26 protein-coding genes are annotated in these 25,921 nt (G+C 64.5%); 10 read left to right on the top strand and 16 right to left on the bottom strand.

Going from position 1 to position 25,921, the window contains the following annotated elements; all coding sequences use genetic code 11:
• Positions 1 to 249: 249 nt before the first annotated feature.
• From NKI19_RS24120 to NKI19_RS24095, 6 genes are read right to left on the bottom strand one after another with little or no spacing between them, the layout of a single operon-like run.
• A complete protein-coding gene (locus NKI19_RS24120; protein WP_352488696.1) occupies positions 250 to 474 on the bottom strand; it encodes a hypothetical protein in 225 nt (74 codons plus the stop codon).
• Positions 475 to 528: 54 nt separating this feature from the next.
• Positions 529 to 1,107, bottom strand: coding sequence for a sarcosine oxidase subunit gamma (locus NKI19_RS24115; protein WP_352565634.1), 579 nt, complete (start codon positions 1,105 to 1,107; stop codon positions 529 to 531).
• Positions 1,100 to 4,093, bottom strand: coding sequence for a sarcosine oxidase subunit alpha (locus tag NKI19_RS24110; RefSeq protein ID WP_352565632.1), 2,994 nt, complete (start codon positions 4,091 to 4,093; stop codon positions 1,100 to 1,102). The genes NKI19_RS24115 and NKI19_RS24110 overlap by 8 nt, the downstream gene beginning before the upstream one ends.
• The gene (locus NKI19_RS24105) at positions 4,090 to 4,386 is read right to left on the bottom strand and encodes a sarcosine oxidase subunit delta (protein WP_292519105.1); all 297 of its coding nucleotides are present in this window, start codon (positions 4,384 to 4,386) and stop codon (positions 4,090 to 4,092) included. Before NKI19_RS24105 ends, NKI19_RS24110 begins: the two co-directional genes overlap by 4 nt.
• 8 nt (positions 4,387 to 4,394) lie before the next feature.
• Positions 4,395 to 4,817, bottom strand: coding sequence for a hypothetical protein (locus NKI19_RS24100; RefSeq protein WP_352565630.1), 423 nt, complete (start codon positions 4,815 to 4,817; stop codon positions 4,395 to 4,397).
• On the bottom strand, positions 4,817 to 6,070 hold the full coding sequence (locus NKI19_RS24095; protein WP_352448264.1) for a sarcosine oxidase subunit beta: 1,254 nt from the start codon (positions 6,068 to 6,070) through the stop codon (positions 4,817 to 4,819). Before NKI19_RS24095 ends, NKI19_RS24100 begins: the two co-directional genes overlap by 1 nt.
• Before the next feature lie 205 nt (positions 6,071 to 6,275).
• Between NKI19_RS24095 and NKI19_RS24090 the strand changes: the two genes are divergently transcribed.
• Positions 6,276 to 6,560, top strand: a complete 285-nt coding sequence (locus NKI19_RS24090; protein ID WP_352565628.1) for a DUF2568 domain-containing protein — start codon at positions 6,276 to 6,278, stop codon at positions 6,558 to 6,560.
• A gap of 103 nt (positions 6,561 to 6,663) precedes the next feature.
• Here the strand turns inward: NKI19_RS24090 and NKI19_RS24085 are convergent, their stop codons facing one another.
• Positions 6,664 to 7,404, bottom strand: coding sequence for a hypothetical protein (locus NKI19_RS24085; protein ID WP_023675334.1), 741 nt, complete (start codon positions 7,402 to 7,404; stop codon positions 6,664 to 6,666).
• A gap of 196 nt (positions 7,405 to 7,600) precedes the next feature.
• On the opposite strand from NKI19_RS24085, the gene NKI19_RS24080 reads away from it, so the two are divergent.
• From NKI19_RS24080 to NKI19_RS24055, 6 genes are all read left to right on the top strand, one after another.
• On the top strand, positions 7,601 to 8,359 hold the full coding sequence (locus NKI19_RS24080; RefSeq protein ID WP_352565626.1) for an SDR family oxidoreductase: 759 nt from the start codon (positions 7,601 to 7,603) through the stop codon (positions 8,357 to 8,359).
• Positions 8,360 to 8,488: 129 nt separating this feature from the next.
• Positions 8,489 to 8,875 (top strand): SET domain-containing protein, encoded by a 387-nt coding sequence (locus tag NKI19_RS24075; protein ID WP_352454023.1) that lies wholly within the window; start codon positions 8,489 to 8,491, stop codon positions 8,873 to 8,875.
• Between the two features lie 266 nt (positions 8,876 to 9,141).
• Entirely contained in the window at positions 9,142 to 9,414 is a 273-nt protein-coding gene (gene rpsU / locus NKI19_RS24070) for a 30S ribosomal protein S21 (RefSeq protein WP_023675331.1), read from the top strand.
• 161 nt (positions 9,415 to 9,575) lie between these two features.
• Positions 9,576 to 10,421 carry a tetratricopeptide repeat protein gene (locus NKI19_RS24065; RefSeq protein WP_352469482.1) on the top strand — a complete coding sequence of 282 codons (846 nt, stop codon included), beginning with the start codon at positions 9,576 to 9,578 and terminating at the stop codon, positions 10,419 to 10,421.
• Positions 10,422 to 10,557: 136 nt separating this feature from the next.
• Positions 10,558 to 11,031 (top strand): DUF992 domain-containing protein, encoded by a 474-nt coding sequence (locus NKI19_RS24060; RefSeq protein WP_352469481.1) that lies wholly within the window; start codon positions 10,558 to 10,560, stop codon positions 11,029 to 11,031.
• 403 nt (positions 11,032 to 11,434) lie between these two features.
• Positions 11,435 to 12,931, top strand: a complete 1,497-nt coding sequence (locus NKI19_RS24055; protein ID WP_352565625.1) for an MFS transporter — start codon at positions 11,435 to 11,437, stop codon at positions 12,929 to 12,931.
• 138 nt (positions 12,932 to 13,069) lie between these two features.
• On the opposite strand, the gene coaBC is transcribed toward NKI19_RS24055, so the two are convergent.
• From coaBC to ubiE, 3 genes are all read right to left on the bottom strand, one after another.
• Positions 13,070 to 14,527 carry a bifunctional phosphopantothenoylcysteine decarboxylase/phosphopantothenate--cysteine ligase CoaBC gene (gene coaBC, locus NKI19_RS24050; RefSeq protein ID WP_352565624.1) on the bottom strand — a complete coding sequence of 486 codons (1,458 nt, stop codon included), beginning with the start codon at positions 14,525 to 14,527 and terminating at the stop codon, positions 13,070 to 13,072.
• Positions 14,528 to 14,592: 65 nt separating this feature from the next.
• On the bottom strand, positions 14,593 to 16,167 hold the full coding sequence (gene ubiB / locus NKI19_RS24045; RefSeq protein WP_352469478.1) for a 2-polyprenylphenol 6-hydroxylase: 1,575 nt from the start codon (positions 16,165 to 16,167) through the stop codon (positions 14,593 to 14,595).
• 64 nt (positions 16,168 to 16,231) lie between these two features.
• A complete protein-coding gene (gene ubiE, locus NKI19_RS24040; protein WP_352565622.1) occupies positions 16,232 to 17,008 on the bottom strand; it encodes a bifunctional demethylmenaquinone methyltransferase/2-methoxy-6-polyprenyl-1,4-benzoquinol methylase UbiE in 777 nt (258 codons plus the stop codon).
• A gap of 167 nt (positions 17,009 to 17,175) precedes the next feature.
• On the opposite strand from ubiE, the gene NKI19_RS24035 reads away from it, so the two are divergent.
• The 3 genes from NKI19_RS24035 (at position 17,176) to NKI19_RS24025 (ending at position 19,569) form a co-directional block, all read left to right on the top strand.
• Positions 17,176 to 18,150: an adenosine deaminase gene (locus tag NKI19_RS24035; protein WP_352469476.1), complete on the top strand. Its 975-nt coding sequence runs from the start codon at positions 17,176 to 17,178 to the stop codon at positions 18,148 to 18,150.
• A 128-nt stretch (positions 18,151 to 18,278) separates the two neighbouring features.
• Positions 18,279 to 18,908 (top strand): uracil phosphoribosyltransferase, encoded by a 630-nt coding sequence (gene upp / locus NKI19_RS24030; protein WP_023675320.1) that lies wholly within the window; start codon positions 18,279 to 18,281, stop codon positions 18,906 to 18,908.
• 100 nt (positions 18,909 to 19,008) lie between these two features.
• Positions 19,009 to 19,569, top strand: coding sequence for a TIGR02281 family clan AA aspartic protease (locus NKI19_RS24025; protein ID WP_352469475.1), 561 nt, complete (start codon positions 19,009 to 19,011; stop codon positions 19,567 to 19,569).
• A 110-nt stretch (positions 19,570 to 19,679) separates the two neighbouring features.
• Here the strand turns inward: NKI19_RS24025 and deoA are convergent, their stop codons facing one another.
• The 6 genes from deoA to NKI19_RS23995 are packed head-to-tail and all read right to left on the bottom strand — an operon-like array spanning position 19,680 to position 25,854.
• A complete protein-coding gene (gene deoA, locus NKI19_RS24020; RefSeq protein WP_352469474.1) occupies positions 19,680 to 20,999 on the bottom strand; it encodes a thymidine phosphorylase in 1,320 nt (439 codons plus the stop codon).
• Complete coding sequence (locus tag NKI19_RS24015; protein ID WP_352539395.1) at positions 20,999 to 21,817, bottom strand: purine-nucleoside phosphorylase; 819 nt, start codon at positions 21,815 to 21,817, stop codon at positions 20,999 to 21,001. Before NKI19_RS24015 ends, deoA begins: the two co-directional genes overlap by 1 nt.
• The gene (gene cdd / locus NKI19_RS24010) at positions 21,814 to 22,206 is read right to left on the bottom strand and encodes a cytidine deaminase (protein WP_023675315.1); all 393 of its coding nucleotides are present in this window, start codon (positions 22,204 to 22,206) and stop codon (positions 21,814 to 21,816) included. The genes NKI19_RS24015 and cdd overlap by 4 nt, the downstream gene beginning before the upstream one ends.
• 6 nt (positions 22,207 to 22,212) lie before the next feature.
• On the bottom strand, positions 22,213 to 23,184 hold the full coding sequence (locus NKI19_RS24005) for an ABC transporter permease (protein ID WP_352565620.1): 972 nt from the start codon (positions 23,182 to 23,184) through the stop codon (positions 22,213 to 22,215).
• A gap of 1 nt (position 23,185) precedes the next feature.
• Entirely contained in the window at positions 23,186 to 24,325 is a 1,140-nt protein-coding gene (locus NKI19_RS24000; protein ID WP_352565618.1) for an ABC transporter permease, read from the bottom strand.
• The gene (locus tag NKI19_RS23995) at positions 24,322 to 25,854 is read right to left on the bottom strand and encodes an ABC transporter ATP-binding protein (protein ID WP_352488677.1); all 1,533 of its coding nucleotides are present in this window, start codon (positions 25,852 to 25,854) and stop codon (positions 24,322 to 24,324) included. The genes NKI19_RS24000 and NKI19_RS23995 overlap by 4 nt, the downstream gene beginning before the upstream one ends.
• Positions 25,855 to 25,921 lie beyond the last annotated feature (67 nt).

The following is a 25,921-nucleotide window of genomic DNA, read 5'->3' as shown; positions in this document are numbered from 1 at the left end:
ATATTCTCGGCCCCCCGGGTTCTCCTGGGGGGGGCGCCCCGCCCCCGGGCAGGGGGGGTTGTGGGGGCGCCGCAGCGCCCGGAGAGGGGGCTTCGTAGAGCGCGGTTCCCCTCTCCGTCTCGGCTTCGCCGAGCCACCTCTCCCCCACTTTCGTGGGGGCGAGGAACCCAAGCCAGAACGCAGCGGAATAAGGGGCCGCGCAAACCTGAGCGGTTGCCTCGCCAGCAGAGGCCGGCTCCGCCGGACCAATTATCTCTTGCGCTTCTGTCCCGCTACGCTTTTGGGCTTGCCGGGTCTTGCCGGTGCGCCGGGAATGGCCGTTCCGGTGATCGACACTGGATCGCTGGCTGGAAACGTATCCTCGAGGCCTTCCTCGAGTTCCTCTTCAATATCCGTCCCGGTGCGCTGCTCGTTTTCGAAAGAGCGCACAGCCGGCGTCTTGGCCGGCGACTTCGGCGCGGAGTTCGACGGCATTTGCATTCTCCCTCGGCTCGCTGTCGCAGAACAGTCGGGCGCGGCGAACATGCCCTATGCTGCCGTGTCGCGCGCTGCCTCCGACAGAAAAGTAAAGACATAATCCGAAAAGGAACGCCAGCATTCGACGCGGAACGCGTCGGCCGCGGTGCGCAACAGCACGATCTCGACCTTGCCGAGAACGGTACGCGACGCCGCCCCGACCGGAAAGGCGTCGAGCGACAAATCCTGCGGGCAGCCGGCATTGACCGTCACCGCGGCAGCCGGACCGGTGACCGATATGGCGACGTTGCGGTGCGAGATGCCGACCGCCGAATGCAGCGCGGAAACCCCGGCGCAGTCGGCGAGCGGGTCTTTTCCGCTCTCGTCGATGACCAGCCATTCGTCCGGCCCAAGCCACAAGGCCGTGCGCCCGGCCTTTGCCGCCGAGGTTTTCGGCCTTTGCGGCAGGACGACGCCGAGCACTTTCGAAAGTGCCGCGATCGAGGCGTCCGGCGCGCGCAGCGATATGCGCTCGGCCGGCGGTAGTACGGCAAGTGTGACGCCGGCAGCGGAAAGCGACTGGCTGGCCAGAGCCGGACGGCGTTCGACCGACGGCCCGGCGGCGGCGGTGTTCAAAGCGGCCTTAGCCATTGAGGCGCTCTCCCTTCTCGTCGAAGAACACCATACTGGTGACCTCCACCTCGATCACCCCGTTCGGCATCGGCACATAGAGCGTCTCGCCCATGCGATCGCGGCCGCCGGCGACCAGCCCCAGCGCGATCGAGCGGCCGCAATTTTGCGACCAATAGCTCGAGGTGACATGGCCGATCATCTTCATCGGGATTGCCTGCTTCGGGTCAGCGACGATCTGCGCGCCCTCCTCCAGCACCACCTTGGGATCCCTGGTCTTCAGGCCGACAAGCTGCTTGCGGCCCTTGGCGACCAGGTCCGGCCGCGCCATGCCGCGAATGCCGACGAAGTCGGTCTTCTTCTTGCCGACCGCCCAGTCGAGGCCGGCATCGTTCGGCGTAACCGTGCCGTCGGTGTCCTGGCCGACGATGATGTAGCCTTTTTCGGCGCGCAGCACATGCATGGACTCAGTGCCGTAGGCACAGGCGCCGTGCTTCTGGCCCTCGGCCCATAGCGCTTCCCAGACCGCCTCGCCGTAATCGGCCGGCACGTTGACCTCGAAGCCGCGCTCGCCGCTGAACGACATGCGAAACAGCCTTGTCGGGACGCCGCAGATCCGGCCTTCGCGCACCGACATATGCGGCAGCGCCTCATCCGACATGTCGATGCCCTCAACCAGCGGCGCGATGATGTCGCGAGACTTAGGCCCCTGCACGGCAATCACCGCCCACTGCTCGGTGATCGAGGTCAGCCAGACGTTGAGATGCGGGAACTCGGTCTGGAGATAGTCTTCCATATGGTTCATGACGCGCGGCGCGCCGCCGGTCGTCGTGGTCACATGGAAGCGGTCGGGTGCAAGCCTGCCAACGACACCGTCGTCATAGATGAAGCCGTCCTCGCGCAGCATGATTCCGTAGCGGCAGCGGCCGGGCTCCAGCTTTTCCCATGGATTGGTGTAGAGCAGTTCCATGAATTTGGCCGCATCCGGCCCGACCACCTCGATCTTGCCCAGCGTCGAGGCGTCGAACAGGCCGGCCGTCTTGCGCACCGTGACGCATTCGCGGTCGACGGCCGCATGTATATCCTCGCCCGGCTTCGGGAAATACCAGGCGCGCTTCCATTGCCCGACATCCTCGAAGACAGCGCCTTGACGCTCTGCCCAGGGATGGATCGCCGTCTTGCGGGTCGGGTCGAACAGGGGACCCCGCGCGTGCCCGACGATCGAACCGAACGTCACCGGCGTATAGGGCGCGCGGAACGTCGTCAGCCCGACCTGCGGGATCGGCTTGCCCAACGTCTCGGCGGCAATTGCCAGCCCGTGCATATTGGAGGTCTTGCCCTGGTCGGTCGCCATGCCGTTGGTGGTGAAGCGTTTGACGTGCTCGATCGAGCGCATGCCTTCATGCACCGCCTGACGGATGTCCTTGGCGGTGACGTCGTTCTGGAAATCGACGAACGCCTTTACCGTCGTATCCGCCCCGGCGCCGGGTGCCGCACCCAGCATGCCGCGCGACCAGCTCTCGCTGGCATCGACCTTCGGCTTGGTGCCCTTGGCCGGCTTGCTGCCGGCGTCCTTGGCCGCCTTGGCGCCCGCAGCATAGGCCTCGTCGATCGTCGCCGACAGCCCGTCCGTGCCGTTGCAGGCGCCGACGGAGACGCAATCCTGCGCATAAATTCCGGGCACGAAGCGCTTGGTCTCGTCGTTGAAGGCAACCTTGCCGCGCGATTGCGAGAACAGATGCACCGACGGCGTCCACCCCGCCGACATCAGGATTGCGTCAACCGGGATGATGCGTTCGCCGCCGCCATTCTTCGGCTGCACGGTCATCGACGATACCCGCAGCTTGCCGCCGGCGCGGATCACCGCGCGGCCGAAATTGACCTCGATGCCGAGCGCCCTCGCTTCGTCGATCACCGGCCCGGTCGGATTGTCGCGTAGGTCGATGATCGCCGCCACGTTGATGCCGGCCTTCTTCAGGTCGATCGCCACCGCATAGGCGGAATCGTTCGCGGTGTAGACGCCGACATTCCTGCCGACGGCGACGCCGTAATGGTTGAGATAGGTGCGCGCCGCCGAGGCCAGCATGATGCCCGGCCGGTCGTTGTCGGCAAACACCATGTGGCGCTCGATGGCGCCGGTGGCCAGCACCACGCGTTTGGCGCGGATCTGCCACAGCCGCTCGCGCGGCAGGTCGCGGCCGGGGTTCTGCAGATGGTCGCTGACCCGCTCGACCAGCCCGACGAAATTCTGCGCGTAATAGCCGAAGGCCGTGGTACGCGGCAGCACGCGGACATTGTCCATCGCGCTCAACTTGGCGAGAGCCGATTGCGCCCAGGAAAAGCCGTCCTGGCCTTCGATCTTCGCGCCGCTCTCAAAGCGCAGGCTGCCGCCGAATTCCGCCTGCTCGTCGGCAAGGATGACGCGCGCGCCGGTCTCGGCCGCGGCCAATGCCGCGGCGATGCCCGCGGCACCGCCGCCAAGCACCAGCACCTCGCAATGGGCGAAGCGCGCCGAATAATGGTCGGGGTCCGGCTGGTCGGGGGCGACGCCGAGACCGGCGGCTGCCCGGATCTTGGGCTCGTAGAGGTTTTTCCACGCGGCCTTCGGCCACATGAAGGTCTTGTAGTAGAAGCCGGCCGAAAGCATCGGCGAGGCAATGCTGCTGACCGCACCGATGTCGAAGGCCAGCGACGGCCAGCGGTTCTGCGACTGTGCGGTCAGCCCGTCATATAGCTCCTGTACGGTGGCGCGGACGTTCGGCGTCTTGCGTGCCGCGTCGCGCTTGATCTCGACCAGCGCATTCGGCTCTTCGGCGCCGGCCGACAGGAAGCCGCGCGGCCGGTGGTACTTGAACGAGCGGCCGACGAGATGGACGCCATTGGCAAGCAGCGCCGAGGCCAGCGTGTCGCCCTCGATCCCGGTATAGGGGCGGCCGTCGAAGCTGAAGCCGGCTATCTTTGCCTGCTTGAGCCGCCCGGCGCCGGCAATGCGGAACGTCGCGCTCATTTGGCGGCTCCCGGCAGCTTCGTGGGCTTCGGTTCGCCGGCCTTATAAGTCATCAGAAACCTGTCGCTGACGGTGTCGCGCACGGCGTTGAAGAACCGCGCGCAGCCATGCATGTGCCGCCAGCGCTCATAGATGATGCCTTTGGGATTGGAGCGGATGAAAAAGAACTTTTCGAAATCGTCGTCGCTCTCGCCGGCGATGTTTGGGGAACGCGCAATATGCGCCTCGCCGGCGTTGCGGAATTCGAGCTCGGGACGCTCTTCCTCGCAATAGGGGCAGCGGATGAGAAGCATGGTTGGTCCTACAGTTCGCCGTGGCCGACGCGAGCGCCGGCAGGTTGGTCGCAAAGCCTCTGACCCATCGTGACGAAAGGCGCGACGAGCCGGATGCGCTCCTCGATGCTTGCCGCAGGGCGAAACAGAGCGCGATTTGCCATGTTGCCGATGGTCAGCTGGACCGGATCGGTGGTGACGATGACGCCGCGCGGCTGGAAAGGCTCGTCCGGATCCAGATCGGAAGGACGGGCCTCGAAGAAGAAGACGATCTTTCGCCCGCCGCTCCAGACGCAGGTCAGCATGCCGTCGTCGATGGAAAACGGCCAGCCGGCCTCGTTCCCGGCGCGACTGATCGGCTGGGTGCGCACCTCTTCCGGTGACGGAAAATGGAACAGGCCTTGCTCGCCGGCGAGCATCAGCGGCATGGCGACGGCCATCTCGGTCATCATCAGTGCGCCACCGCCGCCGCCGCCGCCTCGTCGATCAGCCGGCCGGTGCGGAAGCGCTCGATGGTGAAGGGCGCGTTGATCGGGTGCGGATCGTCTCTGGCGATCGTATGGGCAAAGACATGGCCCGAACCCGGCGTCGCCTTGAAGCCGCCTGTGCCCCAGCCGCAATTGACATAGAGGCCGGGCACCGGCGTCTTGGCCAGGATCGGCGAACGGTCCGGCGTCACATCGACGATGCCGCCCCATGAGCGCAGCATCTTCATGCGCGTGAAGATCGGGAACATCTCGCAGATGGCGTCCAGCGTATGCTGCAAAATGTGCAGCCCGCCGGTCTGCGAATAGGAGACATATTGGTCGGTGCCGGCGCCGATGACCAGTTCGCCCTTGTCGGACTGCGAGATATAGGCATGCACGGTGTTCGACATGACAACGCAGGGCACCACCGGCTTGACCGGCTCCGACACCAGCGCCTGCAGCGGATAGCTTTCCAGCGGCATGCGCACGCCGGCCATGTTCATGATCACCGATGAGTGCCCGGCGGCAACCACGCCGACCTTCCTGGCACCGATGAAGCCGCGCGTCGTCTCGACACCGGTGACCGCGCCGTTCGGCGCCCGTTTGACGCCGGTGACCTCGCAATTCTGGATGATGTGGACGCCGCGCGCCGAGGCGCCGCGCGCATAGCCCCAGGCGACGGCATCGTGCCGCGCCGTGCCGCCGCGGCGCTGCAGGGAGGCGCCCATCACCGGATAGCGCGCATTGCGCGAAATGTTGAGCGGCGGGCAGAATTCCTTGGCCTGCTCCGGCGTCAGCCATTCATTGTCGATGCCGTTCAGCCGGTTGGCATGGACGTGCCGCTTCAGGACCTGGATGTCATGGATGTTATGGGCGAGCATCATGACGCCGCGCGGCGAATACATGACGTTGTAGTTGAGCTCCTGGCTGAGCCCGTCCCACAGCTTCAGCGCATGGTCGTAGATGCCGGCGCTTTCGTCATAGAGATAATTGGAACGGATGATGGTGGTGTTGCGGCCGGTATTGCCGCCGCCGAGCCAGCCTTTTTCCAATACCGCGACGTTGGTGACGCCGTGCACGGTGGCGAGATAATAGGCGGTGGCCAGGCCGTGGCCACCGGCGCCGACGATGATGACGTCGTACTCCTTCTTCGGCTCCGGTGAGGACCATTGTTCCTCCCAGCCCTTGTGACCGCGCATGGCCTCGCGGGCGATGGCGAATACCGAGTATTTCTTCAACGTCGCAGGCCTCGCAAATGGCGGCCGGGCGGATCGGTCGACCCCGGCGCGCGAGCTGTATCACTAGCGAAACGGCGCTGCCAGCCTTGCACTGTTTGCGACGGCGCTTGCCGTTTTGCGCCGTGGTGAAAAAGCCGCATGCGGGCTGGTTGATGCAATTGCCATCCATCACTATCCGTCGCCTGGCGATCGGAGGATTATGGCGGTGGCTAACGTCTGGTGGAATCTGACATTGCGCTTCATGCTGGAACTCGCCGCTTTGCTCGGCCTCGGCATGGCGGGCTGGAGCCTCTCAGCGGGCATGTGGCGCTGGACCCTTGCCGCGGCATTGCCGTTCGTTGCCGCCGCGCTCTGGGGTACGTTCGCGGTGCCGAACGATCCGAGCCGGTCGGGGCGGGCGCCGGTTCCGGTGCCGGGCGGTGTGCGGCTGGTACTCGAGCTCGTCATCCTGTTGGTTACACGACAGCCGGCATTGCCGTCGCCCTGCTGATCGCCGTCAGCTACGCATTTTCGCTCGATCGGCTCGGCTGGCTGCTCAAGCAATAGTCGCCTTGCACCGTTTGCGACGGCGCTTGCCGTTTTGCGCCGTGCTTTCACTGATCGCTGTTCTGAGCTTCGCCTTTTGACGGGTCAGCCGGAGCACGCTTCAGGATGGACGGCCCGATTGCATAGATCGGCCGCAAATAACCCTCACGGCAATCGGCGGCGATTTTACGAATTTCCGCATCGTCTGACTGCTCCACCATGGCCACGAAGCGCTCGATGATCACCTGGCGCGGCCTGATAGCCACTGCCGCAGCAAAGCGCCTCAACACGGCATCCGGATGCGCGAGCAACCGTGGCAGGTCCTTGGTGCTCGGCATGTTATATTGACCATAAGCATTGACCAGTGTCTTGAAAGCCGAGTCCGGACGCAGGGTAGCGGCATTTTCCACCGCAAGCCTTAGCTGCCAGCGCTCCGCAAGGCAGATGAACTGGACGACCCCCCACCGCACACCGGCATGTTCGTCATCCAGCCGCAGCATGAGGCGACCGAGAACGGCTCCATCGGCCGGCGTCGTGCATCCCAGAAGCGCCTCGATCGCGTCGAACCGGATACCCGAAGATTCACTGTCGAGCAGATCGGCGATCTCCGCGACGACGCAATTCATCTTGTAACTCATTTTGGAATTGGCTTCGGCCACCAAGTACGCGGCGGCGGCCTGCGTATGAAGGTTGCCGGACGTCAGCAGCGGCCGGAGGTTTTCAAGGGGAAAGCCTTTGCCAAATGCCGATTGAAGAGCGGACGTCAACTCGCTGTCGCCCTCGAAGCCGGGGGCCAACAACTTGCTCATTATGTCTTGGGGGGTCATTGGAATGGGTGGCGCGTCCACCCGCGAGTTTTGGATGACGATCCGTAGCCTGGTGGCAAGCGGACGTCAAGAAGGGCTGTCGAGGGCAGCGCAGGTATCGGGTGGCTCGCGCCGGCCCGATTTGCGACCAAGCATCCCGATTGCCGGCAAAATCCGGCGCGAAAGAAGGATCCAGAAAATGTTCGCACTTACCGACAAGGTCGCCATCATCACTGGCGCCAGTTCCGGCATCGGCCGCGCCACGGCCAAGCTCTTTGCCGAGCAAGGCGCCAGGCTCGTCGTCGCCGCCCGCCGCCAGGCGGAACTCGATACGCTGGTTGCCGAAATCGAAGACGCCGACGGCACGGCTATCGCTCTTGCCGGCGATGTCCGTGACGAAGCCTATGCGAAAGCCCTCGTCGACCTGGCGGTCGAGAAATTCGGCGGGCTCGACATCGCCTTCAACATTGCCGGCTCGGTCGGCAGGATGGGGCCGATTTCGGAGCTATCGCTGGAGGGCTGGCGCGAGACGCTCGATACCAATCTGACCAGCGCCTTTCTCGGCGCGAAATACCAGGTGCCGGCGATGGTCGAACGCGGCGGCGGGTCGTTGATCTTCACCTCGACCTTCGTCGGCTACACGGTCGGCATGCCCGACATGACCAGCTATGCCGCGAGCAAGGCCGGACTGATCGGATTGACGCAGGTGCTGGCCGCCGAATTTGGCGCCAAGGGGATTCGAGTCAACGCGCTGCTGCCGGGCGGCACCGACACGCCTTCGGCAACGTTCAAGACACCTGAATCGCGAGCCTTCGTCGAAAACCTGCACGCCTTGAAGCGCGTCGCGCAGCCTGACGAGATCGCCCGCTCGGCGCTCTATCTGGCTTCCGATGCATCGAGCTTCACCACCGGCGCGGCGCTGTTCGCCGACGGCGGCGTCTCGATCACCCGGACGTGAAGCGTTTCGCGGTTGGCGTCGGCCCGCCAGCCGCAATGTCAGCCCGCCAGCCGCAATGCCGGAAAAACCGGTCTTGCTTTTCCCGGCGATTTGACGATTCCGTCTTCTCCTCGAAAACGGGTTGGAAACATGCTGCTGATCAGGACGTATATCGCTGCAAGCGCAATCGAAGGCGTCGGCGTGTTCGCCGCCGAGCCGATCCGGAAAGGGGCGCAGATCTGGCGGCTCGATCCGGACTTCGACCGGCTGATCCCGATGGAAAGATACGAGACGGCGCCGCCGCACCTCAAGGAATTGCTCGACAGATATGCCTATCCCAGTCCGGACCGGCCGGGCTTCATGGTCTATGAGGTCGACAATGGCCGCTTCATGAACCACGCCGACAAGCCGAACACCGACTTTTCGCAATATGGCGGGGCCACCGCGACCCGCGACATCGCCGCCGGCGAGGAAATAACCTGCGACTACGGCGAGTTCTTCGAGGGTTTCGAGCAGCTCCACCTGGCCACGGCGTAGCGGCGCCTATCTGGCCCAAGGCGAATTTTGTTCTTGCTTTGTGCCGGCAGCTATGCTACTAATCTTGAGATGGTGCTGATTCACACCAAGGACCCGCCCCCGAGGCGAGTTTTTCGTTTCGGGATCGGCACCGCCTCTCAATCGGCTGTGGACAGAGCCCCTTGATTCTGCTATCAGCCGCCCCAATTCGTGGTGTAACGCGCCGCGGAGGCTTGCGGCTATGGCCGCTTGCCTGTTGATTTCAAACCCGAAAGACAGGATTGCACGTGCAGGTACTCGTCCGCGACAACAATGTTGATCAGGCGCTTCGCGCGCTCAAGAAAAAGATGCAGCGCGAAGGCATCTTCCGCGAAATGAAGATGCGCGGACATTACGAAAAGCCCTCCGAGAAGCGCGCCCGTGAAAAGGCGGAAGCCGTGCGCCGTGCCCGCAAGCTGGCCCGCAAGCGCGCCCAGCGCGAAGGCCTGCTGCCGATGACGCCGCGTCCGGTCGCGGCCGGTGCTGCCGGTGCCGGTGCTCCGCGTCCGCCGCGGTTCTGACGTCAATTTTTCGTCCTTTTCCAAGGATATCCAAGGTGGCGCGATGCGGAATCGCCGCCACCTTTTTGTTGTGAGTTCGACCCGGTCCGAGAGGACCGGTTGGGAGAGATGCCGGTTCGGAGGGGGAACGGACCAGACGGCGCAGTAAGGACAGGGCAGACATGGACGCAATCACCGTAGAGCGCAGAACCGCGTGGCGCGGCCTCGCCCTGACGGCAGCCCTGCTTTCCGGGATGGCGCTTGCCAGCTGCCAGAGTGTTCCGACCGGCGAGTTCAACAACATCGACAAGGCGCAAGGCTCGAGCGAGAACATCTCCTCGCTGTCGGCGGTGATCCAGCGCAACCCCCAGGATCCGGAAGCCTACAATGTGCGCGGCTCGGCCTATGGCCGCGGCGGCCAGTACCAGGCGGCGCTGAAGGACTTCAACACCGCCATCCAGCTCAATCCGAATTTTTACCAGGCCTATTCGAACCGTGCGCTCATCCAGCGCTTCCTCGGCGATCAGGCGAGCGCGCTCGCCGACTACAATCGCTCGATCCAGATCAATTCCAACTATGACGCCGCCTATATCGGCCGCGGCAATCTCTACCGCAGGGCGGGCCGGGTCCAGGAAGCCTTCAACGATTTCCAGAAAGCCATCCAGCTCGACACGACCGATGCGCGCGCCTATCACAATCGCGGCCTGATCTACCAGAGTCAGGGCCAGCACGCCTTTGCCATCGAGGATTTCTCGACCGCCATTTCGTTGGCGCCGGACGCCTCCGAGCCTTACAACGGGCGCGGCCTCTCCTACCTTGCCATGAACGACGAGGACAATGCCTTCGCCGACTTCAACATGGCGATCAAGCTCGACGGCAAGAATGCTGAGGCCTGGTCCAACCAGGCGTTGATCTACGAGCGGCGCGGCGACAAGGTCAGGGCCGCGAAATCCTACCGCGAGGCCGTGCACCTCAATCCGACCTACCAGCCGGCCAAGGACGGCCTGGCCCGCACCAGTGCCGGCTGAGCGGCCGGTTAATCGGGCCTCCGTTTCCGCACTCCGACAACCCTGCGTTTAGCTTCGCCTTGCTGGCGCCAAGTTTTCGGCGGAACGCTCGGCGTGCTCAGCCGTTTGTACAAGGCAATTTCGAAAGGACCCTGCCATGATCAAGAAACTCGCTTGTGCCGCTGTTCTCGCCACGACCGTCGTTGCCGCTCCCGCCAGCGCCAGCAAACTCCAGCTTGGCGTGCTCGACTGCACCATCGACGGCGGCACGGCCTATCTCGTCACTTCCAACAAGGGTGTTTCCTGTGTCTTTCGTCCGCATCGTGGCGGCCCCTCTGAAGTCTATACCGGTGTGATTTCCAAGCTCGGCGTCGATGTCGGCCGGACGCATCAGGGCCAGCTGGTATGGGCGGTTCTGGCGGCGACCCGCAACCACGATGAAGGCGACCTTGCCGGCAGCTACTATGGCGTGAACGCCGAGGCCAGCGTGGTCACCGGTGGCGGCGCCAATCTCCTGGTCGGCGGCCTCGACAGCGCCTTTTCGCTGCAGCCGCTCAGTGTCCAGGCACAGACCGGCGTCAACCTGGCGGTCGCCGTCACCTCGCTCGACCTGATCCACTCGTTCAAATAACGGCGCAGCATGGCTCCCGAGCGGCGGGGAGCGTAGGTGTCGGCCTGCGAATGGCTGCCGAAGGCTCATAGATTCCGGCAGGCCCACTCCGCAGAGGACGGGCCGCCCTGATGTTCAAAGTTGCGGCGCTCAAAGATCACGGCATGGCAACTGTGTTCATGCCGTTACCGTGACCGAAGATTGCGGCGATCCAATATTGCTTGTCTTCGGTCTGACCAGAATCTCAACGCCTCGTGATCGTCCCCCATCGCACAATTTTGAAATCCGCCACGTCAACGGCGATCAAGACCGCTTGATCTCAACTACGGTTGAGGTTCTAGAAGTCCTCCCATACTGCGGCATGTACTCATTTGGACGTGAAGAACGCTCCAATACTTCAGACCAGCAAAGCCTGGGGGACCGGATGACCAAGACAAGCACAAACAGGGTCGACTGGCGCGCGCTGTGGGCGAGCGGCGACCTGGCGCGCTTCTGCTTCATCAGCCTCGGCATCCTGCTGCACGCCACCAACGAAACCATGGTGGCAACGGTCATGCCGGCCATGGTCGGCGAACTCGCCGGCGTGCAACTGGTCGGCTGGTCGCTGGCGATCTACGAGCTCGGCGCCATCGTTGCCGGTGCGGCCGCCGGACGGCTGGTGAGCTATGTCGCGCTGCGTACCAACATGATGGTCGCCGCAATGCTCTATGCCGCCGGCGCGCTGGTCTGCGCCACCGCGCCTTCGATGCCGCTGTTCCTCTGCGGCCGCCTGATCGAGGGGCTCGGTGGCGGCGCGCTGGTGTCGCTGGCCTTCGTCTCGGTCGAGCGGCTGTTTGCCCGCGCGATCTGGCCGCAGCTTTTCGGCGTCATGTCGGCGATCTGGGGCGTCGCCGCCTTCAGCGGCCCCGTGCTCGGCGCGGTCATGACCGAATTGCTGTCTTGGCGCTGGGCCTTCGGCGTCTTCACCCTCGGCGGCACGGCGATGGCGCTGGCAAGCTTCATCGTGCTCGATACACCTGAAGCGACAAGGCCGCAGGCGACGGGCGGCTCGGCGCCGCCCTTTCCCTTTGCGGCGCTTGGCTGCCTCGCCGTCAGCGTCGTGCTGATTGCCACCGCCGGCGTCGACATCGCCCTGCTGCGCTCGTCGCTGCTGCTCACCCTCGGCCTGGTCGGCCTGGCGCTGTTTATCTATATCAACGCACTGAAGCCGCGCTCGCGCCTGTTCCCGTCGCGGCTGTTCTCATGGCGCTCGCCGGTCGGCCCGGGCATGACCATGGTCGCCGCGTTCTCGGTGGCGACCTGCTCCTTTACCGTCTACGGTCCGCTGCTTCTGACCAGCCTGCACGGCATTCCGATCCTGACCACCGGCTACATCATCGCCGCCGAATCGATCGCCTGGTCGATCCTGTCGATCCTCGTCGCCAATGCGCCGCCGGAACGCGAGCGGCTGATCATCGTCGGCGGGGCGCTGATGATCGCCACGGGCGTCGCCGGTTTCGCCTATACGGTGCCGGCCGGCTCTATCCCGTTGATCCTGCTTTGTGCCTTGCTGCAAGGCGGCGGTTTCGGCATCGCCTGGCCGTTCGTCACGCGTGTCATCGTGGCATCGGCCAAGGAAGGCGAGCAGACGATCGCCTCGGCCGCTGTGCCGACCATGCAGCGCATCGGTTATGCCGTGGGTGCGGCACTGACGGGCATCGTCGCCAACGCCAGCGGCTTTTCCGAAGGCCTGAACCGCGAGGCCGCGGCAAATGTTGCTACCTGGCTGTTCCTCGCGTTCGTGCCACTCGGCATCCTGGGATGCCTTGCCGCCTTGCGGATTTCGGGGGCGAGCGACACGAAGCTGCCAATCTCCCCCCTCGTGGGGGAGATGCCCGGCAGGGCAGAGGGGGGCGCGAAGGATCGCCAAATGTGGAACTAACTACTTGATACAGAGAGCGCGGATTCCTGCAGTCCGTTTCCTTTCGAGCAGCCTCGGCACAAAACCCTTTTGAAAGCCCGGCGGGACAGCGCCCCCCTCTGGCCTGCCGGCCATCTCCCCCACAAGGTGGGAGATTGACTAAACCACCACCGTCTTCAGCCGGCCGGCGATCAGTGCCGCGAGCCGCGTCGCCACCTCGTCCTTGCTCATCTCCGGCCATTCCTCGACGCCGGCCTTCGAGACGATCCGCACCTTGTTGCGGTCGCCGCCCATCACGCCCGGGGAACCATCTTCATGGGAGACATCATTGGCAACGATAAGATCGGCGCCCTTTTTTGCAAGCTTGGCCTGGGCATTCCTGACCAGGTCCTGCGTCTCGGCGGCGAAACCGACCACCAGCATCGGCCGCTTTTTGTGATGCCCGACACCGGCGAGAATATCGGGATTTTCCACCATCTGCAGCGCCGGTGGCCCCTCGCCCGCCACCTTCTTGATCTTTTCCCCGGCCGAACTTTGAGTGCGCCAGTCGGCGACAGCCGCGACGAACACTGCCGCGTCGGCCGGCAGCAGTTGCTCGACGGCGTCCTTCATCTCGACGGCCGTTTCGACGTGCAGCGTGGCGACGCCGGCCGGATCGGCAATGCCGACCGGGCCGGAGACGAGACGCACGTCGGCACCGAGCCTGGCCAGCGCCGCCGCAATGGCGTGGCCCTGCTTGCCCGACGACCGGTTGGCGATGTAGCGGACCGGGTCGATCGGTTCATGCGTCGGCCCGGAGGTGACAATGATCTTCCTGCCCGCCAGCGGCTTTGGCCGGCTGTCGAGCAGCGCCTCGATCGCGGCGACGATCTCCAGCGGCTCGGCCATGCGGCCCTCGCCCACCTCGTTGCTCTCGGCCATCTCGCCCTTCGCCGGGCCGACGAATGCGACGCCGTCCTTGCTCAGCGTCGCGCGGTTGCGGCGGGCCGCCGGATGCGCCCACATTTTCGGGTTCATCGCCGGCGCCATCAAAACTCGCTTGTCGGTGGCGATAAGCACGGTCGAGGCAAGGTCGTTGGCATGGCCATTGGCGAGCTTTGCCATCAGGTCGGCGGTGGCCGGCGCCACGACCAAAAGGTCGGCCTCGCGCGACAGCCTGATATGGCCGATGTCGTGCTCGTCCTGCCGGTCGAACAATTCGGTGAAAACATGGTCGGCCGACAGCGCCCCGGCCGACAGCGTAGTGACGAACTCCTGCGCCGCCGCGGTCATCACCACCCGCACTGCCGCGCCGCGCTCGCGCAGCCGGCGGATCAGGTCGAGCGCCTTGTAGGCGGCGATGCCGCCGCCGATGATCAGCAGGATGCGCTTGCCGGAGAGGATGCCTCGCGGGCTGGAGACGGCGACCACCGGCGCTGCTGGACTCTGCGAACTCGTCAGTTCGCGCAGTGTTTTCTCGATCTGGTCGATGCGACCGGCCGAACCGAACTGACCTTCGACCGCTGCGCGGATCATCACCCGCGCCTGGTCTTCCATCGACCGGCCATTCTCCGCCGCCAGTCGGCGCAGCAGGTCCTTGACCTCGTCATCAAGGTTGCGGATCGTGATGCTGGCCATCTGATTGCACCTTGCCCGGAATTGCTGAGTGCAATGATAGCAATGCAATCACTTTGCAACAAGCGCTAGAAAATACGCCAGGCGATATACACGAGCGTCAATGCGATCACCCACAGCGCCAGCCGGCCGGAGCGGGTGTAGCGCGCCTCGGCCTTGCCGATCGCGCGTGCGGTCCTTTCGTCGAAGCGCAGGCCGTGTTCGGCCATCAGGTCGATCTCACGCGACAGCCGCTCGGTGCGGGCGGCGAGGTCCGGTGCCTGGCGGGCCAGCGCCAGCAGCGCGTTGGCACCGTCGCGCGCATCGGCCAGCAGGGCGCGCGGGCCGAGGTTGCGGGCAATCCAGCCGCTCACCACCGGCTCCGACGTCTTCCACATGTTGAAGGCCGGGTCGAGGGTGCGGGCGACGCCTTCGACGACGACCATGGTCTTCTGCAGCAGCACCAGCTCGGACCGCGTCGCCATGTCGAAGAGGTCGGTCACTTCGAACAGCAGCGTCAGCAGCTTGGCCATCGAGATGGTCTCGGCAGGCTGGCCGTGGATCGGTTCGCCGATCGCCCGGATCGCCTGGGCGAAGGCGGCGACATTGTGCTGGCGCGGCACGTAGCCGGCCTCGAAATGCACCTCGGCGACGCGCTGGTAATCGCGCGTGATGAAGCCATAGAGGATTTCGGCGAGGAAGCGGCGCTCCTTTTTGCCGAGCCGGCCGGCAATGCCGAGATCGACGGCGACGATGGTGCCGTCGGCTTCTATAAACAGGTTGCCCGGGTGCATGTCGGCGTGGAAGAAACCGTCACGCAGCGTATGGCGCAGAAACGACTGAACGAGGTTGGCGGCAATCGCTTTCAGGTCGTGGCCGGCGGCGGTCAGGCCGGCAATATCGTTCATCTTGATGCCGTCGACCCATTCCATGGTCAGCACGTCACGACCGGTGCGCTCCCAGTCGACCGACGGCACACGGAAGCCCGGATCGTCCTTGGTATTCTCGCCGAGCTCCGAAAAAGCCGCTGCCTCCAGCCTCAAATCCATTTCGATCTTGGTAGTCTGGGCCAGCGTCTCCGTCACCTCGACCGGCCGCAGCCGGCGCGACGACGGGATGTACTTTTCCTGCAGCCGGGCGGCGAGGAAATAGCTTTCGAGATCGCGAAAGAAGCGGCGGCGCACGCCCGGCCGGATGACCTTCACCGCCACTCGCCTAACGACGCCGTCCTGCAGGGTTTCGGCGGTATGGACCTGGGCGATCGAGGCGGCGGCGACGGCCTCGCCAAAACTGGCATAGAGCTCACCGACCTTGCGTCCGAGCGATGCTTCTATCGCCGCTATGGCCTCGGCCTTGGGAAAGGTCTGCATCTTGTCCTGCAGCATGGCAAGATCAAGCGCGATATCGTTGCCGACGACATCCGGCCGTGTCGCCAGGAACTGGCCGAGCTTGACGTAGGATGGGCCGAGCCGCACGACCGCCTTGGCCAGCCTGTCGCCGCGCTCGTAGGCAAGCGCCCGACGGCGGGTGAATAGCCGGGCCATGCGCCAGCCGAATTTCGGCAAGCCGAAGAGCTCGTCACCGGGCAAAGCCGCGATGACGCCCTCGCGCACAAGCACCCAGCCGGCCCGCACGAGCCTGAAACCAGCGCCGATGCTGCTCATGGCTGGCTTTGCCCTGCCGGTTTCCTGAACTGGCGCAAGGCACGTCGGAAAATGCGGGCCAGCCTCAAAGCTTCCAGCCCGAATGAAGCGCGGCGATGCCGCCGGAATAATTGCGGAACGAGGCGCGCTCGAAGCCTGCGCGCGAAATCATCGCCGCGAAATTCTGCTGATTGGGAAACTTGCGGATCGATTCGACCAGATAGGAATAGGGCTCGTCATCGCCGGTCACCACCTTGCCGATCCGCGGAATGGCGCTGAACGACCATGCTTCATAGACCTTGTCGAGCAGCGGCATCTCGACCTCGGAGAATTCAAGGCAGAGAAAGCGCCCGCCAGGCTTCAGCACGCGATAGGCTTCGGCAAGCGCCACATCGATGCGCGGCACGTTGCGGATGCCGAAAGCGATGGTGTAGGCGTCGAAAGTAGCGTCGGCAAAAGGCAGTTCCTCGGCATTGGCTTCGACGAAATCGGTATTTGCCGACAGGCCTTTTTTCTCGGCCCGGTCGCGGCCGACGGCGAGCATCGAGCCGTTGATATCGAGAACCGTTGCATGAGCGTGCCTGCCGCTCGCCTCGACGATGCGGAAGGCGACATCGCCGGTGCCGCCGGCAACGTCGAGAACGCTCCAGCCCGGCCGCTTCGGTGGATTGAGCCAGGCGACCATGGCGTCCTTCCACAATCGATGCAAGCCGGCCGACATCAGGTCGTTCATCAGGTCGTAGCGGTTCGCCACCTTGTGGAAAACATCATTGACCAGGGACTGCTTGTCGCCTGGCCCTACCCGCTTGAAACCATAGGAGGTTTCCATGCCGCCCGCAGCAGTGGTTCTTTCAACCGACATCGTTTTGATCCGCCATAAAATCGGCGGGACCATAGCCGATCGATGGTGCGGGCGCTATTGTTTAAGGCGCGGTGTTCGGCCGCGCTTCGAAGCAGGTTCCGGAAAAGTGTCACACGGTTTTCCGACAGGAACTTGCGTCATAAGAAAAAGCCTGACGGGATAATTGAATGCCTTTGAAAGCAGAACTGCACTGCCACATCGAAGGGGCAGCGGCGCCTGAACTCGTCCTCCGCCAGGCTGAGAAATACGGCAAGGATGCCTCGCCCTACATCCAGGACGGCTCCTTCGTCTGGCACGACTTCACCTCTTTCCTCGCCGCCTACGACTTCTCGTCGGACCTGTTCCGCACCGAAGAAGACTATGCGCGGCTGGCCGACCATTACCTGACCAGCCTCGCCCGCGACGGCGCCATCTATTCCGAGGTTTTCACCTCGCCCGACCATGCCAACAAGGCCGGGCTGTCGCCAAAGGCCTATACCGACGCGCTCGGCGAAGGCATGGCCCGCGCCAAGGCGAAGACCGGCATCGAAGGCCGCATGATCGTCACCGGCGTGCGCAATTTCGGTGTCGAATCGATCGAGCGGGCGGCGCGTTTCGCCGCGCGCTGCGGGCATCCGCTGGTGACCGGTTTCGGCGTCGCCGGCGACGAGCGGATAGGCGACCTGGAAGATTATGTCAGGGCCTTCGAGATCGCCCGCGAGGCCGGCCTCGGCATCACCGTCCATGCCGGCGAATTGATGGGCTGGGAGAGCGTCGAGGCGGCACTCGACCACATCCGCCCGTCTCGCATCGGCCATGGCGTGCGCGCCATCGAGAACCCCGAGCTTGTGCGGCGCATCGCCGACGAAGGCGTCGTGCTCGAATGCTGCCCTGGCTCCAACATCGCCCTGAAAATCTTCGACAGCTTCGCCGACCATCCCTTCCCCGCCTTGCGGGCAGCGGGCTGCAAGGTGACGCTCAACTCCGATGACCCGCCCTATTTCTGGACCTCGCTGAAACGCGAATACGACATCGCTGCCGAGCATTTTGCGATGGACGACAAGGCGCTCACCGCCGTCACCAGGACGGCCATCGAGGCAGCCTTCGTCGACAGGAAGACCAGGGCGGCGCTGCTGGGCAGGCTCGGCGCCAAGGGCAGGTGAATGGTGAATGGTTCACCCGGCGCTTCGGTCCGTCAGCCGCGAGTTTGTCCGCGCAACCAAGGACTCGCAAACCAGTTCACTATTCACTATTCACCATTCACCATTCACTTGCGCAGTTGGAGAACACCATGAAGGGCGTCACCGTCGTCGACCATCCGCTTGTCCAGCACAAGCTGACCATCATGCGCAAGAAGGAAACCTCGACGGCCGGCTTCCGGCGGCTGCTGCGCGAGATCTCGCTGCTGCTCGGCTACGAGGTCACCCGCAACCTGGAACTGACGACGACGACGATCGAGACGCCGATCGAGACGATGGAGGCGCCGACGCTGGAGGGCAAAAAACTGGTCTTCGCCTCGGTGCTGCGCGCCGGCAACGGCTTGCTCGAAGGCCTGCTCGATCTGGTGCCTGCGGCGCGTGTCGCCCATATCGGCCTCTATCGCGACCACGAGACGCTGGAAGCGGTCGAGTATTTCTTCAAGGCGCCGGGCGACCTCGCCGACCGGCTGGTGATCGTCGTCGATCCGATGCTGGCGACCGCCAATTCGGCGATCGCGGCGATCGACAAGCTGAAAGGCCGCGGTGCCACCAACATCCGCTTCCTCTGCCTGCTGGCGGCACCAGAGGGCCTCGAGCGGTTTACCCAGGCGCATCCCGATGTTCCGGTCTTCACCGCTTCCATCGACCGCCAACTCAACGAAAAGGGCTACATCATGCCGGGTCTCGGCGATGCCGGCGACCGCATGTACGGCACCAAATAGATCCGTTTACCGATTGTTTACGCAAACGGCTGGTTTCCGCATTCGTTAAAGCGGCAGACACCATGTCGGACTAAGGATCGGCAACCACAAAGGCCGGTCCATGCTGCGCAAGCTTCTCATCCTTGGCGTGTTTGCCGGAACGTCGGCATCGCTGCCGATCGTGTATCAGTCCAATTCACAGGTAATCGAGCGGCTGTTGAAATCCGCCATCGGAGCCAGGCCGGCCGACACACAAACCGACCTGAATCTCGCCGCCGTCCCGGACAGGCCGGCAACGCCGCAGCCGCTCGGCCGCAAGGTCGTCGTCACCGCGGACGCGCGCGGGCATTTCATGTCGCTCTTCAAGTTGAACGGTCGCCAGGTCGACGGCATGATCGACACCGGTGCGACGCTCGTCGCCATCAACACCTCGACCGCGCGCAGGATCGGCATCTCGCTCAATTCGACGGACTTCAGCCATCAGGTCAACACCGCCAATGGTGCGATCAAGGCCGCCGTGGTGACGATTGATCGCCTGCAGATCGGCAAGATCACCGTCGAGGGCGTCGAGGCCGTCGTGCTCGACGACAGGGCGCTGCACACCAACCTGATCGGCATGAGCTTTCTGCAGCGGCTCGAAAAATACCAGGTCGAAGGCGGCAAGCTGCTGCTGGTTCAGTAGAACGTGATCCCGAACCGCAGGTCCGCGCCTGCGAAAAGTTGGGGACCAGTCTTCGGACAAGATCGTGGTCCAAAGAAAGATAGAACCCATCCGATACCGTCGGAATGGCTCTACCCGCGGGGCAGGATCCGCCGGATGACGGTTTTCTCCGTGGCCGGTTTGGAAGTGCCGATGGTATACGCCGAAAGCACGGCGGCCGCGGCCGCTTCGGCATCCCCGGTATTGCGGGCATGGACCAGCGCCAGCGCTTCGCCGGCCCGCACTTCAGCGCCGACCGGCAACAGCCTGGTGATGCCAACGGCGTGATCGATCCTGTCGTCGGGCCGCGTCCGCCCGCCGCCAAGCCCGACCACGGCAAGCCCGATCTCGCGGGTCGCGATGCCGGTGACAAAGCCGTTCGCGCTCGCCTTGACCGCGAATTCCGTTGCCGCTTTCGGCAGATATTTTTCCGGATTGTCGACAAAGTCGACGGGACCGCCCAGTGCCGCCACCATGCGCGCGAAGATGGAAGCGGCGCGGCCGCCGGCCAGCGTCTCGGCGGCGCGGCGCAGGCCGTCCTGGTTGGACGACACCAGGCCTGCCGATTGCAGCATCTCGGCGGCCAGCGCCAGCGTCACGTCCTCCAGCCGCCGGTCGCGAAAGCGGCCGGTGAGAAAATCGACGGCGTTGCGCACCTCGACCGCATTGCCGGCGGCGGACGCCAGGGGCTCGTTCATGCCGGTGACCAGCGCCGAGGCCTTAAGGCCGGCGCCATTGGCGACGTCGACCAGGCTGTTGGCCAGTGCGGTTGCGTCGCGCGATTTCTCCATGAAGGCCCCGTTGCCGACCTTGACGTCAAGCACCAGCGAATTGAGGCCGGCGGCCAGCTTCTTCGACAGGATCGAAGCAGTGATCAGCGGCACCGATTCGACCGTTCCCGTCACATCGCGGATGGCGTAGAGCCTGGCGTCGGCGGGTGCGAGATCGGCGGTCTGGCCGATGATGGCGCAGCCGGTTTCGAGCACCGTCTTGCGGAAGCGCGCAACATCCGGCTGGCTGATATAGCCGGGGATGGCATCCATCTTGTCCAGCGTGCCGCCGGTATGGCCCAGACCCCTGCCGGAAATCATCGGCACATAGGCGCCGCAGGCAGCGACGATCGGCGCCAGCATCAAGGACACATTGTCGCCGACGCCGCCGGTCGAATGCTTGTCGGTGACCGGACCGGGCAGATCCGACCAGTCGAGCACATCGCCGGAATCGCGCATCGCCATAGTCAGCGCCACCGCCTCGTCGCGGCTCATGCCGTTGAAGAACACCGCCATGGCAAAGGCGCCGACCTGCGCGTCGGTGACTGTGCCGGCGGTCAGACCCTCGATGAAGAACGCTGTCTCCTCAGCCGAGAGCTTCTGGCCGTCGCGCTTGCGGCGGATGATTTCCTGGGGAAGCATCAGGCGTCGACCCTGTGCTCCGGAAGCCCGTCCTGAAAAACACGCTGCAGAATGGTCGCCAGCCGCGCGCCGCCGACCGGTGCCATGTCCTTGGTCTCCTGGTGCGACAGCTCGGCTCCGGTCATGCCGGCGGCAAGGTTGGTCACGACCGAACACGCGGCGACGCGCAGCCCGAGGAAGCGGGCGAGAATGACCTCCGGCACCGTCGACATGCCGACGGCGTTGGCGCCCATGACGCGCGCCATGCGGATCTCGGCGGGCGTCTCGAAGCATGGGCCGGAGAACCACATATAGACGCCCTTGTGCAGCTTGGTACCGGTGGCCTTCGCCGCCTGCTCGATGGCGGAGCGGAGACCGGCGTCATAGGCTTCGGTCAGGCCGACGAAACGGCGGTCGCTCGGTTCGCCGATCAGCGGGTTGGAGCCCGAGAAATTGATGTGATCGGTGATCAGCATCACCGAGCCCGGGCCCATCCCGGGATCGACCGAACCGGCGGCGTTGGTGAGGATCAGCCTGGAGATGCCGAGGCCGGCGAGCACCTCGAGTGCCGGCCGCATCGCCGCCGCGTTGCCGTGCTCGTAATAATGCGCCCGGCCGGACAGCATCAGCACCGGCGTGCCGGCAAAGAGCCCCGCCACCACCTCGCCGGCATGGCCGCTGACTCCGCTTCGGGGAAACCCCGGCAAGTCGGCGTAGGAGATTCGCACCGCATCCTCGACTTGGTCGACAAGCCCGCCAAGCCCTGACCCCAGCACCAAGGCGGTAGTCGGCGCCAGCCCGTCCAGCCTTTCGACGAGGTGATCGAGCGCTTCCTTCATTTCAGCACATCGCCTTCAAACCCGTATGGCAGCAACTCGCCCATGGTCACGGTCTCAACCACGCCGCTATCATCGCAGAGATAGAACTTCGTCTCCGGCCGGCAGAATTCCGCCAGCCGCTGCCGGCAGCCGCCGCAGGGCGAGCATTTTGCCACGCGTTCGGCGATCACGGCGATTTCCGTGATCTTGCCGCCGCCGCCCATGACGTAGTGGCCGAGCGCGGTGGTTTCGGCGCACCAGCCCTCCGGATAGGACGCGATCTCGACATTGGCGCCGGTGAAGACACGGCCGTCCTCGGTGCGCAACGCCGCGCCGACCGGAAATTTCGAATAGGGCGCATAGGCCTTGGCCATGGCGGCTTTCGCCGCTTCGAACAGATCATGAGCCATGATAAATCAGCGTTCCTTGACATAAGGCACGCCGCCGGCGCGCGGCGGGATTGCCTTGCCGATGAAGCCTGCAAGCAGGATGACGGTCAGCACATAGGGCAGCGCCTGCATGAATTGCACCGGCACCTTGCCGATCAGCGGCAGCGGCGTGCCTTGCAGGCGGATCGACGCCGCGTCGAGGAAGCCGAACAGCAGGCAGGCGAACATGGCGTTGACCGGTTTCCATTTGGCGAAGATCAGCGCGGCCAGCGCGATATAGCCCTTGCCGGCGGTCATGTCCTTCACGAAGCCGCCATTCTGCACCATCGACAGATAGGCACCTGCAATGCCGGTGAGCACGCCGGTGCAGATCAGCGCCCGGTAGCGCAGCCAGGCGACCGATATGCCGGCGGTATCGACCGCGGCCGGGTTCTCGCCGACGGCGCGCAGGCGCAAGCCGAAGCGGGTGCGAAACAGCACCCACCAGGTGAACGGCACGGCCAGGAAGGCGAGATAGACCAGCACGGAGTGGCCGGAGACGAGTTCCGAATAGATCGGCCCGAGGATCGGCACGCTCCTGAGCGCTTCCGCGCCCGGCCAGATGATCGCCTCGAAGCGCTCGCCGGCGGCCAGCGCCGGCGTGCGCCCGCCTTGCTGGAACCAGGCCTGGCCGAGCATGATCGTCGATCCGGCGGCAATGAAATTGATCGCGACACCAGAGACGATCTGGTTGCCGCGATGGGTGATCGAGGCAAAGCCGTGGATTAGCGCGAAGGCAACCGAGATGAGGATGGCCATGCCGAGGCCGAGATAAGCCGAGTGGAAGACCGAGGCGGCGGCCGCACCGGCGAAGGCGCCGACCAGCATCTTGCCCTCGAGCCCGATGTCGAAGACGCCGGCCCGCTCCGAATAGAGGCCGGCGAGGCAGGCGAGCAGCAAGGGGACCGACAGGCGGATGGTCGAGTCCAGGACCTGCACGATGGCGTTGAAGAAATCCATCTCAGGCGCCCTTCCCCTTGACCGCTTCCATGCCGACCGATCTCGGGCTGAGCGAGGCGAACAGCGCCTGGACGTAGGGCCGGAACATATGCTCGAGCGCGCCGGCGAACAGGATGACGAGGCCCTGGATGATGACGATCATGTCGCGGCTGATCGCCGGCATCTCGAAGGCGAGCTCGGCGCCGCCCTGGTAGAGCATGCCGAACAGGATCGCCGCCAGCACGATGCCGACCGGGTGCAGGCGGCCCATCAGCGCCACCGCGATGCCGACGAAACCGGCGCCCGAAACGAATTCGAGCGCGACATTGTGCTGGTCGCCCATCGTCGGGTTGAGCGCCATCATGCCGGCCAGTGCGCCCGAGATCATCATCGCGATGATGATGATGCGTATCTCCGAAATGCCGGCATAGCGCGCCGCTTTCGGGCTGTGGCCATAGGTGCGCATCTCGTAGCCGAGCTTGGTGCGCCAGATCAGGGCCCACACCAAAAAGGCCATTGCCAATGCCAGCAGCGAGCTGACGTTGAACGGCGCCGAGCGGATCTTGGCGCCGAACAATTCGATGACCCAGTTGAGCTTCGGCAATTGTGCGCCTTCGAGGAAGGTGCGCGTCTGCGGCGCCATCGAGCCGGGCGGCTTCAGCATGCCCACCAGCGCATAGACCATGACGCTGGCGGCGATGAAATTGAACATGATGGTGGTGATGACGATGTGCGAGCCGCGTTTGGCCTGCAGATAGGCCGGGATCAGCGCCCACAGCGCGCCCATTGCCGCGGCGGCGATAATGGCAATCGGGAAGGTCAGCCACCAGGGCAGCACGCTGTCGAAGGCCAGGCAAATGATGCCGATGCCGAGACCGGCGATATAGCCCTGGCCCTCGCCACCGATGTTGAACAGGCCGCAATGCGCCGCAACCGCCACCGAAAGCCCGCTGAAGATGAAGGTGGTGGCATAGAAAAGCGTGAACGCGATGCCTTGGCCGCGACCGAATGCACCCTCGACCAGGACGACCGCTGCGCGCAGCGGGTTCTCGCCGACCAATATGACGACGAAGCCGGCAACGACGAAGGCGACGAACAGATTGATCAGTGGGATCAGCACGTAATCGGCCCAGGCCGGCAGCTTGGCATAGGGAGTGCTCACTCGGCGGCCTCCCGGTGCTCGACGCCGGCCATCAGCAGGCCGAGCTCGCCCTCGGTTGCGTCGGGGCCGCGCTCGCCGACGATGCGGCCGGCAAACATCACCAGAATGCGGTCGGAAAGCGAGCGGATCTCGTCGAGCTCGACCGAAACCACCAGCACCGCCTTGCCCTGGTCGCGCATGGCGATGAGGCGCTTGTGGATGAATTCGATGGCGCCGACATCGACGCCGCGCGTCGGCTGACCGACGATCAACACGCCGGGATCCTGTTCCATTTCCCGCGCCAGCACGATCTTCTGCTGGTTGCCGCCGGAGAAATTGGCGGTCTTGAGGCGGCAGTCGGCCGGGCGGATGTCGTATTTGACGATCTTGTCCCTGGCATCGTTACGGATGGCGTCGATGTCGAGGAACGGCCCCTTCAGATAGCGCTCGTCGTCCTGGTAGCCGAGGATCGAATTCTCGTTCTCCTCGAAGGCCAGCACCAGGCCGACGTGATGGCGGTCCTCCGGCACATGGGCGAGGCCGCGCTCGCGCAACTCACCGGGATCGGCGGCGCCGGTGAGGTCGATCGGCTTGCCGTCCAGCATGACCGAGCCCGACACGGCGTGCCTGATGCCGGAAATCGCCTCGAGCAGTTCGGATTGCCCGTTGCCGGCGACGCCGGCAATGCCGACGATCTCGCCGGCATGGACGTCGAAGGAGACGTCGTCGACCATGGTGACGCCGCGGGAATCCTTCACCGTCAGGTTCTTGACCGCGAGCTTGACGCCGCCGGCCTTCGCCTCGCCCTTCTCGACGCGCAGCAGCACACGCCGGCCGACCATCAGTTCGGCCAGCTCCTCGACTGTGGTCTTCCTGGTTTCGCGTGTCGCCACCATCGTGCCTTGGCGCATCACCGACACCGTGTCGGTGATCGCCATGATCTCGCGCAGCTTATGGGTGATCAGCACGACCGTCTTGCCCTGCTCCTTCAACTGCCTGAGGATGCGGAACAGATGGTCGGCCTCGGCCGGCGTCAGCACGCCTGTCGGTTCGTCGAGGATCAGGATCTCGGCGCCGCGATAGAGGGCCTTGAGGATTTCGACGCGTTGCTGCAGGCCGACCGGCAATTCCTCGATGATGGCGTCGGGATCGACTTCGAGCCCGTATTCGCGCTCTAGCCGCTCCAGCTCGGAACGCGCCTTGGCGATGCTCTTCTTCAGCAGCGCATCGCTTTCGGCGCCGAGAATGACGTTTTCCAGCACCGAGAAATTGTCGACCAGCATGAAATGCTGATGCACCATGCCGATGCCGAGCGCGATCGCATCGTTCGGCGTCTTGATCGATGCCGGCTGGCCGCCGACACGGATTTCGCCGGAGTCGGCCTGATAGAAACCATAGAGGATCGACATCAGCGTCGACTTGCCGGCGCCGTTTTCGCCGACGATGCCATGGATGGTGCCGCGCATAATCTCCAGATTGATGTCGCGGTTGGCGCGCACGGCGCCGAAGCTCTTGTCGATGCCGATCAGCTCGATTGCGGCTTGCGCCATGCAGCCTGTTCCCACTGTTATTTTTTTACCGCTTGGTCAAACGCCTAGCATGACGCCCAGTCTGTGC

Origin of the sequence: Mesorhizobium sp. M0751 (genome assembly GCF_040320265.1) — a bacterium.
Lineage (GTDB): Bacteria > Pseudomonadota > Alphaproteobacteria > Rhizobiales > Rhizobiaceae > Mesorhizobium.
Note: the sequence above shows the minus strand (reverse complement) of the source record. Positions and strands in the feature narration are given on the sequence as shown.